This is a genomic window from Nostoc sp. MG11, from assembly GCF_014904695.1.
In the GTDB taxonomy this organism is placed as follows: Bacteria; Cyanobacteriota; Cyanobacteriia; order Cyanobacteriales; family Nostocaceae; genus Komarekiella.
The window spans coordinates 1-13,622 of the sequence record NZ_JACXXN010000078.1; the positions used below are offsets into that span (position 1 = coordinate 1).

Genomic DNA, 13,622 nt, shown 5'->3' on the forward strand with positions numbered 1-13,622 from the left:
CTACTATTTTTGAACGCAAATCGATGGAGTACGCTTTCATTGTCATTCTCGATGCACTAATATTTACTGTACCTCATTTACCTCGAAACTGCTGTATGTTTAATATTAATTACACCTCCACAGGTGTTTTCACCTTTTGCCGTTGACTAGTTGCAACTAACCACTTACCGCCTGAAGGCGCTAAAGTTATGCCTCGACGTGTAGGTTTAACTAGATAATTATCAATTAATGCCAATTCCATCTGTGACAACACTGTCGCTAATACTAGTTTCATTTCAAACATGGCAAATGCCATACCAATACAGCGGCGATTACCACCACCAAAGGGTAAATATTCATACTGTGAATATTGCCGTTCTAAGAAGCGTTCTGGCTTAAACTGTTTCGGTTCTGGATATAAATCTGGGCGGTGATGGGTTAGATATATACAAGGTGATAGTAATGTCCCTGGTTGAAATTCATAGCCCATAATTTCGATTGGTGACTTGACAACACGAGGTATGGCAAGCATGATGATTGGGTAAATGCGTAATGTTTCTTGACATACCGCTGTTAAATAAGGCAAGCGAGAAACTTCATTCCAATCTGGATTCTCACCAATATTATCTAACTCAGCCAACAGCTTTGTTCGTACTTCTGGTACATGATGAATCCAGTATAAAGCCCATGTCAGCCCGGAAGCTGTAGTTTCGTGACCAGCAACTAATAGAGTCATCAACTCATCGCGTAACTCTACATCTGTCATCGGCTCACCGTTGTCGTCACGCGCCGACATCATTAACGAGAGGATATCACTTCGAGATGAATTTGGCTGATCTCTGCGTTCTTGAATCTCAGTGTAAATTAGTTGATCTATTTGCTGCATTTGACGCAAAAATTTGCCCCAAGGACTCCATGTACCCCAATCTACTTGTAGTGCTGGAAAAAACATTAAGGTAGCACGTAAGGGTGAGCCAGATAAATCAAGCACGGAACCTAAGAGTTCTTGCAATCGTGTAAAACGTTCTCCTTCACGTAGGCCAAATACAGCTTGTAAAATTACTTTTAGAGAAATTTCTTGCATGGAGTCACGGATAGAAAAAGGTTCGCCAATTTTCCAACCGTTGATGACTTGATTTGTGATATTAGCAATAACTTGACCATAGGCTTTCATGCGTTCGCCATGAAAAGGCGGAGTCAACAACCGCCGCTGACGTTGATGAGATGCGCCAGACAGCAATATTAATGAATTTTTTCCCAACAAAGGTTGTAAAAGTTGGCTTGACCCTCTAGCGTCTAATTGCTCTAGTTGAGCCGTAAAAATCTGCTGAATAGCTTGGGGATTACTAAATAAGACCATTGGCTTATTGCTAGTCAGCCATAACGTAAAACAGTCACCATGCTCTCTTGCAGTTGTTTCCAGTAGTTTTAAAGGGTTAAAAACCCACTGAGGCAACTGTGTCAATTTTGATTTTTGTGGACTATCTAGGATTTTCATAACAAATACTCCAATAATTGTAATTGCTATTTCACTAACCTAACAGAGTTGGAAATAAATGTGAAATATTTTTATTAAATCTACCTCTAGATATTTTTGATACCAAGCGATCGCAACTAAACTTGCAAAGCAAGCTTTTTTTAATGTGTATTACTATGCATATAGATATCTATATTATTGACCTATTGGTTATTGGCACACTGTTGCTGATGGTTACGTTAGGTTCCGGCTGGATTTCTCGATTACCTCTTTCTTTCGCTATTATCTACCTAGTGGTTGGTATTTTGTTAGGACCTTATGGCTTTGGGCTGATTCAATTACGTCGAGATGATGTATTTAACGCCGAGTTACTAGGGCGGATAACAGAATTTGTGGTGATTGTTTCTGTGTTTAGCTGCGGTTTAAAAATTGTTCGCCCACTCAGGTGGAAAGATTGGAATATTACAACAAGACTCATTGGATTGTTGATGCCAATTTCAATTTTTGCTCTAGCTATTGTGGGTAAAATGTTTTTAGGAATGAATTGGGGAGAGGCTATTTTATTAGGAGCAATTCTTGCACCAACTGATCCAGTGTTAGCCTCAGAAGTTCAACTAACTGATACCAACGACCAAGATGAGTTACGCTTTGGTTTAACTTCTGAAGGTGGATTAAATGATGCTTTAGCTTTTCCATTTGTTTATTTCGGTCTTTATGCATTAAAAGATAACAACTGGAATAACTGGCTGAAACAGTGGATTTTGGTTGATTTGATTTGGGCGATCGCATCTGGTATTGTTATGGGAATTGTTGTCGCTAAAGCAGTAGTTTGGCTCGACAAAAAAATGCAAAGACGCCGCAAAGCCGATGAGTTGATGGAAGACTTTGTCGCTATTAGCACAATTTTATTAACCTATTCTCTAACAGAAATAGTTAATGGTTATGGTTTTTTGGCAGTATTTGTTGCTGGGTTAGTTGTCCAACGCAGTTATAGAAATCCTGAAAAATCACTAGCTCAATTAGAATTTGTTGAGCGAATTGAAAAACTGCTAGAAGTTGGAACCATTTTATTACTGGGATCAATATTGTTATTCAAGCCAATGCTCAATCATGCTGCTCAATCCTTGTTAGTAATTATTCTCTTATTCTTGGTAATCCGGCCTGTAGGAGCTTGGATTAGCACAATTGGTATACGTCATTTCAACTCTCACCGCCGTAAGTTACATCCAGCGACTCGTTGGTTATTTGGTTGGTTTGGTATCCGCGGTGTCGGCTCTTTATATTATCTTGCCTATGCGTTTGGTAATGGCTTAAAAGGTGAAGCTGCCGAACAAATCGCCTGGATTACTTATACCACTATTATCGTTTCTGTAGTCATACATGGAATAAGTTCAACACCATTAATGAATTGGTATGAACATAAGATTGCCAACCAAACTAATGCTAATCCTCCTGCTACGATTGATGAAGGTCATTAAACTCGCAGCAGCGCCTATCTAGCAGCGCCTATCTATTTGCATGGAGATTGCGACCCCACCCAAATAAGTGCTACTGAATTTTTGATTCGTGCCGTGGATTGCGACCCTTGCTTCCTTTGGTCGCGAGAAGTCAGAGGATCATCCCTCAAACGTCTTCCCTCTGACTTCTGACTTCGTTGGAATAAATGGATAGCTATGGGAGTTATTTCCAAACGTTTTGGCAATGGGCTACGTCCTGTTGGAAGCGATCGCACGTCCAAACAAAGGCAAGTAACATATTTAACATAAATAACTCAATGGAAATCAAATTTAAATTAGTACAAATACATTTAAATCTATAGCTTTGATGAAATTTTTAAGAATTTACTTTAGTCGCTACAAGAAATCAGATAATTTTTCGTTAAGCTGTAAACGCTATGATTGAAGATTATCGAATAGCTTATGCACTCGTTGTTATCTGGGCCGTTGAGTACACAGAGATTAACGGTTAGGATTGCAGGATTGCCTGCATCATTACAAGGTAAAAAACTGGTGCAGATGTCAGATTTTCATTATGATGGTTTGCGACTGTCAGAAGAAATGTTAGAAAATGCGATCGCAGTTAGCAACCAAGTAAAACCAGACTTAATCCTATTAACTGGTGACTACGTAACCACAAGCCCCACACCAATTCATCAACTAGTACTACGACTTAAACATCTGCACAGTCGTGCTGGTATTTATGCCATACTGGGCAACCATGATATATATTACACACACTCCAAAGCGGAAGTGACAGCAGCTCTGACTAACATTGGGGTTAACGTTCTTTGGAATGAAATTGCCTATCCACTAGGAAAAGAATTGCCACTGATAGGATTAGCAGACCGTTACTCAAAGGAATTTAATCCTGCATCAGTAATGAATCAGCTAGACCCCGCTATACCTCGTATTGTTTTATCCCATAACCCGGATACTGCGGAGATATTGCAAGCATGGCGAGTCGATTTGCAATTATCTGGTCATACTCACGGAGGTCAAATCGTGATTCCTGGAATCGGCCCTGTGGTGGTTGTTTACAAAAAGATAGTGCGAAAAATACCCTTAAAAATACGGCGTCGCATACCATTTTTACGAAGAAATTTTTCTGTTGTCCGCCATTGGGAATGGGCACAGGGTTTACATCAGCTTGGAAAAAATCAGTTATATGTCAATCGTGGCTTAGGAACTTATCTCCCCGGTCGTTTATTTTGTCGCCCAGAAATTACTGTAATTACGCTACAAAGTGAGTAATACTAATTCGTAATTAAAATACAAAAAGGCTGGAGACAAGCAATTTACAATACCTTCACAAGTTACTAAAACAATGCATCCTTTCTTAATTTGGTATAATTTGGTATCAGAATTTCAACCAATACATTTATTTCATTTGGATTCTATGACAGAAATTGTTGCAGTTGCTCAAGATACATTTTAATTTTTGGTAAGCTGTAAACGCTGGTATGAGGAGTGTCAGTTACTATATGCACTGGTTGTTTACAGGACATTTAAGAGTCGATAAAATAACGGTTAAGATTGCAGAACTTCCAGCATCTTTACAAGGCACAAAGCTGGTGCAGTTGTCAGATTTTCACTACGATGGTTTGCGACTATCGGAAGAGATGTTAGAAAAAGCGATCGCACTTACTAACGAAGTTGAACCGGATTTAATTCTATTAACTGGTGATTACGTAACTGACGATCCCACGCCAATTCACCAACTAGTTCTTCGACTCAAACATCTGCAAAGTCGCTATGGTATCTATGCCGTACTGGGCAATCATGATATACATTACAGCCACTCCCAAGCAGAAGTTACAGCAGCATTGACTAGCATTGGGGTTCATGTGCTTTGGAATGAAATCGCTTATCCCCTAGGGAAAAAATTACCGCTAGTGGGACTAGCTGATTATTGGTCAAGGGAATTTCGTCCCGCAATAATCATGAATCAATTAGAACCCAATATACCCCGCATAGTTCTATCTCACAATCCAGATACAGCCAAGATATTGCAACAATGGCGCGTAGATTTGCAATTATCTGGTCATACCCATGGTGGTCATATTGTGATTCCAGGCATTGGCCCTCTAGTAGTCTATTATAAAAAACTGCTGAAACAAATTCCTAAAAAACTGCGATGTTGGGTGACGTTTTTGCTAGGAGATTGCTCTAAAGTAGTGCGATATTGGGAGTGGGCGCAGGGATTCCATCAAGTGGAAAAAAATCAATTATATGTCAATCGCGGCTTAGGAACTTATCGCCCAGGACGCCTATTTTGTCCACCAGAAGTTACTGTAATTACGTTAGTTAATTATTGACCAAAACAATTGTCAATTCGCAGTGACGCTCGTTCTGCGCCATCATACATATTTTCCTTGTCTTTGCTGCGGAAAGATAAGGAAAATATGCAATCATCGCCGCCTGCTTTATATTCCACCACTGACCTGACTGAGTACAGGTGAGCGTGGAGAACGAGGGCGCGAATTAGTTAAAACTCCTAACTCTCCACTTCATGTTTAATAAGCGTCCATTGGCAGACAAGAACAAACAAAATTCCTATCGCCAAAAGCTGAGTCAATACGACCGACAGCCGGCCAGAATTTATGTTCACGAGTCCAAGGCGCAGGGTAGGCAGCTTGTTCACGAGAATAGGGATGCTGCCATTCTCCGGCGATGAGGCTTTCGGCAGTATGGGGTGCATTCTTCAAGAGATTATCTTGAACATCCACCTTGCCTGATTCAATTTCAGCGATTTCGGCTCGGATAGCAATCATGGCATCACAAAAACGATCCAACTCTTGCTTAGATTCGCTTTCTGTAGGTTCCACCATGATTGTACCCGCCACAGGCCAGGAAACAGTCGGCGCATGGAAACCGTAATCTATGAGACGCTTGGCGACATCATCGATTTCGATGCTCGCAGATTTTTTGAGCGATGGCGAAGCGCCTCGCAAGCTACGCAAATCTAAAATACATTCATGGGCAACTAAAGCATTTTTCCCTTTATACAAAATGGGATAGTACGGTTCAAGTCTTTTAGCAATGTAGTTAGCATTGAGAATTGCCACTTTAGTTGCTTGCGTCAAACCAGCCGCACCCATCATGACAATGTACATCCAAGAAATTACCAGGATGCTGGCACTACCCCAAGGCGCAGCAGCAACAGCACCAATATGCTGGGTATTGGAAATTTCCTTCTTCCTAGTCCCCAGTCCCCAGTGATGCACTGAGCTTGTCGTTGGCGCAGCCTCTCGTAGAGAAGTGTCCCCAGTCCCTAATACGGAGTGTCCGGGGAGAAACGGTACAAGATGGCAGGCGACACCAATCGGCCCCATACCAGGGCCACCGCCACCATGAGGGATACAAAAGGTTTTGTGTAGGTTCAAGTGACAGACATCCGCGCCAATATCTCCAGGACGGCAAATCCCTACTTGGGCATTCATATTCGCCCCATCCATGTAGACTTGGCCACCGTGGGCATGGACAACAGCACAGATTTCCTGAATTTGCTCCTCAAAAACACCGTGAGTTGAGGGATATGTCACCATCAAGGCGGCGAGTTCATTGCTATGTTTTTCTGCCTTAGCTTTTAGGTCATTAAGGTCAATGTTACCTTCTAAATCACAGGCAACCGCCACCACCTTCATGCCGCACATCACCGCACTTGCTGGATTTGTGCCGTGTGCCGACTGGGGAATTAAGCAGACGTTGCGATGTGCTTCACCACGACTTTCATGGTACTGACGAATCACTAAAAGTCCTGTATATTCGCCCTGAGAACCGGCATTTGGTTGCAGAGAAATTCCGGCAAACCCGGTAATTTCAGCTAACCATGCCTCAAGTTGCTGAAATAGGATTTGATAACCCCGTGTTTGAGACAGGGGAGCAAATGGATGAATCTTGCCAAATTCCTCCCAAGTCACTGGAATCATCTCAGATGTGGCATTTAACTTCATCGTGCATGACCCTAAAGGAATCATCGATGTAGTTAAGGATAAGTCCTTAGCTTCTAGTTTGTGCAGATAACGCAACAACTCAGTTTCGGAGTGATAGCGGTTAAAGACGGGGTGAGTTAGGTAACTGCTTTGACGTGAGAGAGGGAGAGGGGTGGAAGTTAATTCTTCTATGGTGAAAGGTAAATCGTCTGTTCCTGCAAAAATCTGCCAGAGGTCAATTAAGTCTTCTGGTGTAGTGGTTTCGTTTAGTGAGATGCCAACAGTGGTTGTGTCGAAAATCCGTAGGTTAATATTTTGTGCTTGACAAGCTTCAAGAATTGCTTCTAAGTTATGTGTTCCCAGTTCTACCCGCAGCGTATCAAAGAAATTTTGAGAACTTATCTTACAGTCCAGGCGTTTTAACCCTTCTGCCAAGATTAAAGTTAATTGGTGGATTTTGTCAGCAATTTTCTTTAGTCCATCTGGTCCATGATAAACAGCGTACATACTTGCCATCACCGCCAGCAGCACTTGTGCTGTACAGATATTACTGGTGGCTTTATCACGGCGAATGTGCTGTTCGCGGGTTTGCAAGGCGAGACGCAATGCAGGCTTACCGAAGACATCCTTGGATACACCCACGATTCTCCCTGGAACCTGCCGCTTATATTCTTCTTTTGTAGCGAAGTATGCCGCATGGGGCCCGCCAAATCCTAACGGAATACCAAAGCGCTGGGTGCTACCTACAGCAATGTCAGCGCCAAATTCACCGGGTGGTGTTAGCAAAGTTAGGCTTAAGGGGTCTGCTGCTACCGTCACCAATGCACCCTCAGCATGGGCTTTTTCTATAAAAGCGCGGTAGTCGTAAATAGTGCCGTCACTTGCAGGGTATTGCAAGACTGCACCGAAAATTGGTTGATCAAAATCAAATGTCTGATGGTCATCAATAATAATGTTAATCCCCAAGGGTTTAGCCCGTGTTTGCAACACGTCGATGGTTTGGGGATGGCAGTCACGAGACACAAAATAGGCATTTGCCTTATTTTTGCAAACCCCATAACTTAGGCTCATCGCTTCTGCCGCTGCTGTGGCTTCATCGAGTAATGAAGCATTGGCAATTTCCAAACCTGTGAGGTCGATAATCATTGTTTGGAAATTTAGCAGCGCTTCCAGTCGCCCTTGGGCAATTTCTGGTTGATAAGGGGTGTATGCAGTATACCAACCAGGGTTTTCTAGGATATTACGCCCGATTACGGGTGGGGTGATACTGTCGTAATATCCCATACCAATGAATGAGCGGCAAACCTGATTTTTAGCAGCAATTTGTTTTAACTTTGCTAGTGCTGCGTACTCACTTTGTGCTTCTGGTAACTGTAGCGTTTTATTCAGCCGAATCGCCTGCGGCACTGTTTGATCAATCAGGGCATCCAAGCTGGAAAAACCTAATACCTCAAGCATTTGCTGGATATCATCGGAGTTAGGCCCAATGTGCCTTTGCGTAAAATCACTAAACTTTTGACCTTTTTCATCTAGCACTTGGCGATCGCTAGACTTAGGAATAGAGGCGTAAGATACCACAAATTCAACTCCAGACGCAACTATTTCATATTTTGCAACAAATACTCTTAAACTGGGGACTCTGTAAGAGGGGAAAAGGTTAAAGGGGAAAGGGTAAGGGGATGGTTTTTCCCTTTCTCCCTTACCCCAATACCCAGTGCCTAATCCCTAATACCTACTCCCCTTCCACCTGAGCGCGATACTCATCTGCTGTCAAGGCATCCTCAACTTCACCAGGGTCATTGACGCGCACTTTCAAGAACCACCCTTCGGCGTAGGGGTCATCTGCCACTTGTTCGGGAGATTCAATCAAGGTTTCATTGCGTTCTATGACTGTGCCAGTTACGGGTGAACTCAGGTTTTCAACTGCTTTTACTGATTCAATTGAGCCAAAGTTTTCTCCCTTAGTCAGAGCGTCGCCAATTTCTGGCAGTTCCAAAAATACGATGTCACCCAACTGGTCTACGGCAAAATCAGTAATGCCAATGGTGGCAATCTCGCCATCTATCCTGACATATTCATGAGTATCCAGGTATCTTAAATCCTGAGGATATTCAAAAGACGACATATCACTTCCCCTCCCGTATCAAAAAACTTATCACCCCAACAGTCATCCTGGTCATATTTGGTAATTAACCATACTGTACATTGAGTAACTCACAACACATTATCCTCAAAAACTTCGATGGTTATCAGTTAGTGACACGATTTTTTGAGCGATAAAAGGGACGTTTAACTACAACTGCTGGGTAAGCTTTGCCACGAATTTCTACTTCTAGCTGCTGACCAACACTCGCTAGCTGGATGAGAACGTAGGCTAAGGCAATTGGATAGCCAAGTGTAGGCGATAGAGTACCACTGGTAACTTCTCCCACGATTTTACCTGCGGATAGAATTTGGTAGCCATGACGGGCTATGTTGCGTCCTTGAGTTTGCAAACCGATGAGTCGGCGTTGCACCCCATCAGCTTTTTGCTGTGCCAAAACTGCCCGACCGATAAAATCACCTTTGGTGTCCAGGTGAACTAGCCACCCTAAGCCTGCTTCTAAGGGGGTGGTGGTGTCGTCGATATCTTGCCCGTAAAGTGCCATTGCTGCCTCTAGCCGGAGAGTATCTCTCGCACCCAGTCCGGCTGGAATGACACCAGCATTATAAAGTTTTCGCCACAATTCTACTCCAACATCTGGATCTACCATCACCTCAAAGCCATCTTCTCCGGTGTAACCTGTGCGAGCAATGAAGGCTGGTTTGCCCAGTAGCGTTGCTTGGAGGTGTCCAAATGCTTTAACTGGTTGTAAGTCTTCTTGCACCAAGGTTTGGAGATATTTAATCGCTTTTGGCCCCTGTACAGCAATTAAGACTTTATCTGGCGAAATGTCTTGAAATTGCACCTCATCTAGGTCGAGGTGTTGCAATAGCCATGCTTTGTCTTTACCCGTGGTTGCTGCATTAACTATAATTAACGCCCGCTGTATACCAGTATCTTCGCCTTGGTAATAGACAATGATATCGTCAATAATTCCCGCTTGGGGATTCAATAATACGGTGTATTGCGCTTGACCGGTTTGCAACCGACTCAAGTCTGAAGGCACTAAAGGCTGGAGTTGGGAAATGAGGTTTTTACCTTGGAGAGTAAATTTGCCCATGTGGGAAATATCGAACATCCCGGCTGTATTTCTTACAGCCTCGTGTTCGCGGCTAATGCCACTAAATTGTACGGGCATTTCCCAACCGCCAAAGCTGGTAAGGCGTGCTCTGAGTTCTACACCCAGTTGATATAAAGGAGTTCGCGCCAAGGATTGGATGATTTCTTCTTGATTAGCCACAGGTAGTTTTGCGATCGCACCTCAACATTTATCTATCCTACGGGATGCTAGCAAAAGATGAAGGCTCAAGCTCAAGGCTGAAAATTTCCCACTTTATACTTCAGCACAGTGAGGTTTAATAGTTAATGATGCAAGTGTTGAGTTTTGTTAAGAAAACATTATGAAATATTGGCGACTAATAGCTAGCTTTGTTTTAGCTATGGTTCTTTTTTTGTTTCCTCTATCGGCGCAAGCTGCAAGTTCATCTAGTATTACCCGTTCTGTGGGTAATGATGAATTCAAAGGCAAGGATTACTCTGGTCAAAATTTAGTTGGCACTGAGTTTACCAATGTCAATCTAGAGAATGCCAACTTTAGCAATGCTGACTTACGCGGTGGTGTGTTTAACGGTAGCGTCTTGGAGGGAGTAAATCTGCATGGTGCAGATTTTAGTAATGGCATAGCCTATCTAGCTAGGTTTAAGAGCGTTGATTTAAGTGATACAGTTTTGACAGATGCAATGATGCTACGTTCTACTTTCGATGATGTTAATATCACGGGTGCTGATTTCACGAATGCAATTTTAGATGGACAGCAAGTGAAGAAGCTCTGTGCTAAGGCAAATGGTGTAAATTCTAAAACGGGTGTTGATACTCGCGAGTCTTTAGGATGTAAGTAAAATCTCACCCCTTCTTCTTTGTTGGAGAGGGGGATGTCTTTTTGAACCGCTGAGGGCGCAGAGAACACAGAAAGTTAGCATTTAAGGCTGACGGGTGCGCCTTTGAGCTTGGCAATTGCACCTTTGAACTTGAAAGTTGCGCCTTTGAGCTTGGCAGTTGCACCTTTGAGCATGACAGTTGCGGCTTTGTACCTGAAAGTTGCGCCTTTGAACCTGACAGTTGCACCTTTGAGCTTGAAACTTGCTATTTAGAAGCTCAAGTTTGGAGTGTTTAGTACTCAAAATAGCTAAGCAATGTCTACGATGGGCTACGCCTACGCAGTATTATTGACTTTACTGTTGGGTGTGTAGAAGGCGATCGCTCCTAAAATTTAAACTACAACTGTTGTGTTGTGTCGAATCAATTATTGGTTGCAGTTGAGTAGAGATTTTTGCAAGTGAGGGGTTGATAGTGTGATTTGTTTGAGAGGTGCGATCGTTATTCTCCTGCTTGTTGTTTGAGCAAATTGACCAAAGTATCGGATAACCACAAACCAGCGTCACACAAAGCTTGAATTCCAGGAGATATGCTTGGGATTAGTCCACGTCTTTTTGCTAATATCAGCAAACCTCCTGTTCCGATAGTAGTAATACCTAAAGCTTGACCACAACGCCGTGCTGCCCTATCGTCAACAATAGCGGCGCAGTCTAAATTTTTTAGTGCCAAACTCAATACTTGCGATTCTCCCTTTCCCAAATCCCAAGCTGCTACAACAGGAGCAATAGCATTAACTTCTACTATTTGTATCCAAGAAATACTGGGTAATTGTGTTGATGCGACATCATCTTTTGTGGTGACTTCTTCAAAAACACCTAATGGAACTAAAATTTCTGTGAATAATTGTGGAATTAATTTTGCTTGTTGACTTTTTATAAGAACAATCAAAGGTGAAGAGTTAAAATTACACGATTAATCGACATTTGCCAGTTCCTGGGCTAACTCTTGGGCAGTATATTGCATAAAATCTACTTGGTAGCGTGATAAAGCATTAATAAATTCAGCACGAGTTAGCCCAGCAATTTCTGCTGCTTTGGCTTGTGAGATGTCGCCTAATTCATACCATTTAACTGCTGCGGCAATTCGCATTTCTTGGATAAATTCTTCTGGATTTTTACGAAGTGCTGAAAATACTGTTTCTGGTAATTGGATTGGTACTGTTCGCATAAATTTATTCTCAAAACCTCAAATTTGGCGTTTGGAATTTGAAACCGCAAAGCGATGTCTACGACGGGCTACGTCTACGCTCTATTCTTTACTGTACTTTGGTTATGAGGGGAAGATCGCTGCTAAACTTTAAACTACAACTGTTGTGTTGCATCAATTTGGTGTGATTTTGTGAGAAAGAGTGCGATCGCATAGCGTGCAGGAGGCGATCGTTAGCGATATGCTTCTCTTAAAAACCTTTTATAATTTCCCCGAAACATTTTTGTGTTGGGATGATCTACACCTAAAGTCTGCTCACAAATTGCTAAAGCTTGCAGATACAGGGGTTTAGCTTCGCTGTAGCGTCCTGTAGAACGGTAGAGTTCTGCGAGATTGTGCAGGCTAATGGCGATACTAGGATGGTTTTCTCCCAATAAGTGTTTTTTAAGTTCTAAAGCTTGCTGATAAAGGGGTTCAGCTTCGCTGTAGCGTCCTGTAGATTCATAAACCAATGCGAGATTGTTCAGGTTAGTGGCGACATTGGGATGTTTGTCTCCCAGTAAACTTTTCCATAGTTCTAAAGCTTGCTGATACAAGGATTCAGCTTCACCGTAGCGTTTTGTAGAATAATAGAGTCCTGCAAGATTGTTCAGGCTAGTGGCGACATTGGGATGCTTGTCTCCCAGTAAGCGTTTTTCAAGTTCTAAAGCTTGCTGAAAAACAGGTTCGGCTTCGCTGTAGCGTCCTGTAGAACGGTAGAGTACTGCGAGATTGTTTAGGCTAATGGCGACATCGGGATGGTTGTCCCCCAATAAGCGTCTTGTCAGTTCCAAGGCTTGCTGATACAGAGGTTTAGCTTCGCTGTAGCGTCCTGTAGAATAATAGAGTCCTGCAAGATTGTTCATGCTTTGGGCGATATGGAGATGGTTGTCTCCCAGTAAACATTTTCTCAGTTCCAAAGCTTGCTGAAAAACAGGTTCGGCTTCGCTGTAGCGTCCTGTAGAACGGTAGAGTTCTGCAAGATTGTTCAGGCAATCAGCAACATGGGGATGATTGTCTCCGAGTAAACGTTTTGTCAGTTTTAAAGCTTGCTTATACACAGGTTCAGCTTCGCTGTAGCGTCCTGTAGAATGGTAAAGTTCTGCAAGATTGCTCAAGCTAGCCGCGACACCAAGATGTTCTAAACCAAGACGATTTTCAGCTACTTCTTTACATAGTTTGTACCAAGGTTCTGCTTGCTGATAAAGTCCTTGACCTTTATAAAACCAGCCTAAGCCTATGAAAGGCCAAATTAAATCCTCGTCGCTGAGATACTGGGATAAGTGGGTTGCAACTTCTGCAAGGTGGGGGATATGTGGAGTGAGGTTGAAAATATCTTCACGCTTAGGCAGTTGAGGAATTTGCTTTGCTACATTTACAGCAAATTCGTAGTTTATGAGGTACAGTAACAGCAATTTGTAAACCAATTTTTGAGATGTTGAGGATTAACTAATTCAAGTGCTATTTTAATT

Annotated in this window: 12 protein-coding genes; 5 read left to right on the forward strand and 7 right to left on the reverse strand. The window is 42.5% G+C overall.

Annotation, left to right across the window (positions count from 1 at the left end):
• Positions 1 to 109: 109 nt before the first annotated feature.
• The gene (locus HCR01_RS35070) at positions 110 to 1,477 is read right to left on the reverse strand and encodes a cytochrome P450 (RefSeq protein ID WP_193200534.1); all 1,368 of its coding nucleotides are present in this window, start codon (positions 1,475 to 1,477) and stop codon (positions 110 to 112) included.
• A 155-nt stretch (positions 1,478 to 1,632) separates the two neighbouring features.
• On the opposite strand from HCR01_RS35070, the gene HCR01_RS35075 reads away from it, so the two are divergent.
• The 3 genes from HCR01_RS35075 to HCR01_RS35085 all read left to right on the forward strand — a co-directional run bounded on the left by HCR01_RS35075 (position 1,633) and on the right by HCR01_RS35085 (position 5,270).
• Positions 1,633 to 2,934 (forward strand): cation:proton antiporter, encoded by a 1,302-nt coding sequence (locus HCR01_RS35075; RefSeq protein ID WP_193200535.1) that lies wholly within the window; start codon positions 1,633 to 1,635, stop codon positions 2,932 to 2,934.
• A gap of 441 nt (positions 2,935 to 3,375) precedes the next feature.
• Positions 3,376 to 4,206, forward strand: coding sequence for a metallophosphoesterase (locus HCR01_RS35080; protein ID WP_193200536.1), 831 nt, complete (start codon positions 3,376 to 3,378; stop codon positions 4,204 to 4,206).
• Between the two features lie 230 nt (positions 4,207 to 4,436).
• Positions 4,437 to 5,270 (forward strand): metallophosphoesterase, encoded by an 834-nt coding sequence (locus HCR01_RS35085; protein ID WP_193200537.1) that lies wholly within the window; start codon positions 4,437 to 4,439, stop codon positions 5,268 to 5,270.
• Positions 5,271 to 5,468: 198 nt separating this feature from the next.
• Here HCR01_RS35085 and gcvP read toward each other — a convergent pair whose 3' ends face one another.
• From gcvP to gcvT, 3 genes are all read right to left on the reverse strand, one after another.
• Entirely contained in the window at positions 5,469 to 8,465 is a 2,997-nt protein-coding gene (gene gcvP / locus HCR01_RS35090; RefSeq protein WP_193200538.1) for an aminomethyl-transferring glycine dehydrogenase, read from the reverse strand.
• A gap of 154 nt (positions 8,466 to 8,619) precedes the next feature.
• The gene (gene gcvH / locus HCR01_RS35095) at positions 8,620 to 9,012 is read right to left on the reverse strand and encodes a glycine cleavage system protein GcvH (RefSeq protein ID WP_162395843.1); all 393 of its coding nucleotides are present in this window, start codon (positions 9,010 to 9,012) and stop codon (positions 8,620 to 8,622) included.
• Positions 9,013 to 9,136: 124 nt separating this feature from the next.
• Positions 9,137 to 10,270, reverse strand: coding sequence for a glycine cleavage system aminomethyltransferase GcvT (gcvT, locus tag HCR01_RS35100; RefSeq protein ID WP_193200539.1), 1,134 nt, complete (start codon positions 10,268 to 10,270; stop codon positions 9,137 to 9,139).
• Positions 10,271 to 10,430: 160 nt separating this feature from the next.
• On the opposite strand from gcvT, the gene HCR01_RS35105 reads away from it, so the two are divergent.
• Both HCR01_RS35105 and HCR01_RS35110 read left to right on the forward strand, forming a co-directional pair.
• The gene (locus HCR01_RS35105; protein WP_193200540.1) at positions 10,431 to 10,928 is read left to right on the forward strand and encodes a pentapeptide repeat-containing protein; all 498 of its coding nucleotides are present in this window, start codon (positions 10,431 to 10,433) and stop codon (positions 10,926 to 10,928) included.
• 108 nt (positions 10,929 to 11,036) lie between these two features.
• A complete protein-coding gene (locus tag HCR01_RS35110; protein WP_226889987.1) occupies positions 11,037 to 11,180 on the forward strand; it encodes a hypothetical protein in 144 nt (47 codons plus the stop codon).
• A gap of 226 nt (positions 11,181 to 11,406) precedes the next feature.
• Here HCR01_RS35110 and HCR01_RS35115 read toward each other — a convergent pair whose 3' ends face one another.
• The 3 genes from HCR01_RS35115 to HCR01_RS35125 all read right to left on the reverse strand — a co-directional run bounded on the left by HCR01_RS35115 (position 11,407) and on the right by HCR01_RS35125 (position 13,565).
• Complete coding sequence (locus HCR01_RS35115) at positions 11,407 to 11,853, reverse strand: DUF3368 domain-containing protein (protein ID WP_226889989.1); 447 nt, start codon at positions 11,851 to 11,853, stop codon at positions 11,407 to 11,409.
• Positions 11,854 to 11,877: 24 nt separating this feature from the next.
• On the reverse strand, positions 11,878 to 12,132 hold the full coding sequence (locus tag HCR01_RS35120; protein ID WP_193200542.1) for a UPF0175 family protein: 255 nt from the start codon (positions 12,130 to 12,132) through the stop codon (positions 11,878 to 11,880).
• 212 nt (positions 12,133 to 12,344) lie between these two features.
• Positions 12,345 to 13,565: a tetratricopeptide repeat protein gene (locus tag HCR01_RS35125; RefSeq protein WP_320073249.1), complete on the reverse strand. Its 1,221-nt coding sequence runs from the start codon at positions 13,563 to 13,565 to the stop codon at positions 12,345 to 12,347.
• Between the last annotated feature and the right edge of the window lie 57 nt (positions 13,566 to 13,622).

Excerpts from the sequence above, each read along its gene's own strand:
- HCR01_RS35070 (WP_193200534.1), bottom strand. The coding sequence starts at position 1,477 with ATGAAAATCCTAGATAGTCCACAAAAATCAAAATTGACACAGTTGCCT.
- HCR01_RS35075 (WP_193200535.1), top strand. The coding sequence starts at position 1,633 with ATGCATATAGATATCTATATTATTGACCTATTGGTTATTGGCACACTG.
- HCR01_RS35080 (WP_193200536.1), top strand. The coding sequence starts at position 3,376 with ATGCACTCGTTGTTATCTGGGCCGTTGAGTACACAGAGATTAACGGTT.
- HCR01_RS35085 (WP_193200537.1), top strand. The coding sequence starts at position 4,437 with ATGCACTGGTTGTTTACAGGACATTTAAGAGTCGATAAAATAACGGTT.
- gcvH (WP_162395843.1), bottom strand. The coding sequence starts at position 9,012 with ATGTCGTCTTTTGAATATCCTCAGGATTTAAGATACCTGGATACTCAT.
- HCR01_RS35105 (WP_193200540.1), top strand. The coding sequence starts at position 10,431 with ATGAAATATTGGCGACTAATAGCTAGCTTTGTTTTAGCTATGGTTCTT.
- HCR01_RS35120 (WP_193200542.1), bottom strand. The coding sequence starts at position 12,132 with ATGCGAACAGTACCAATCCAATTACCAGAAACAGTATTTTCAGCACTT.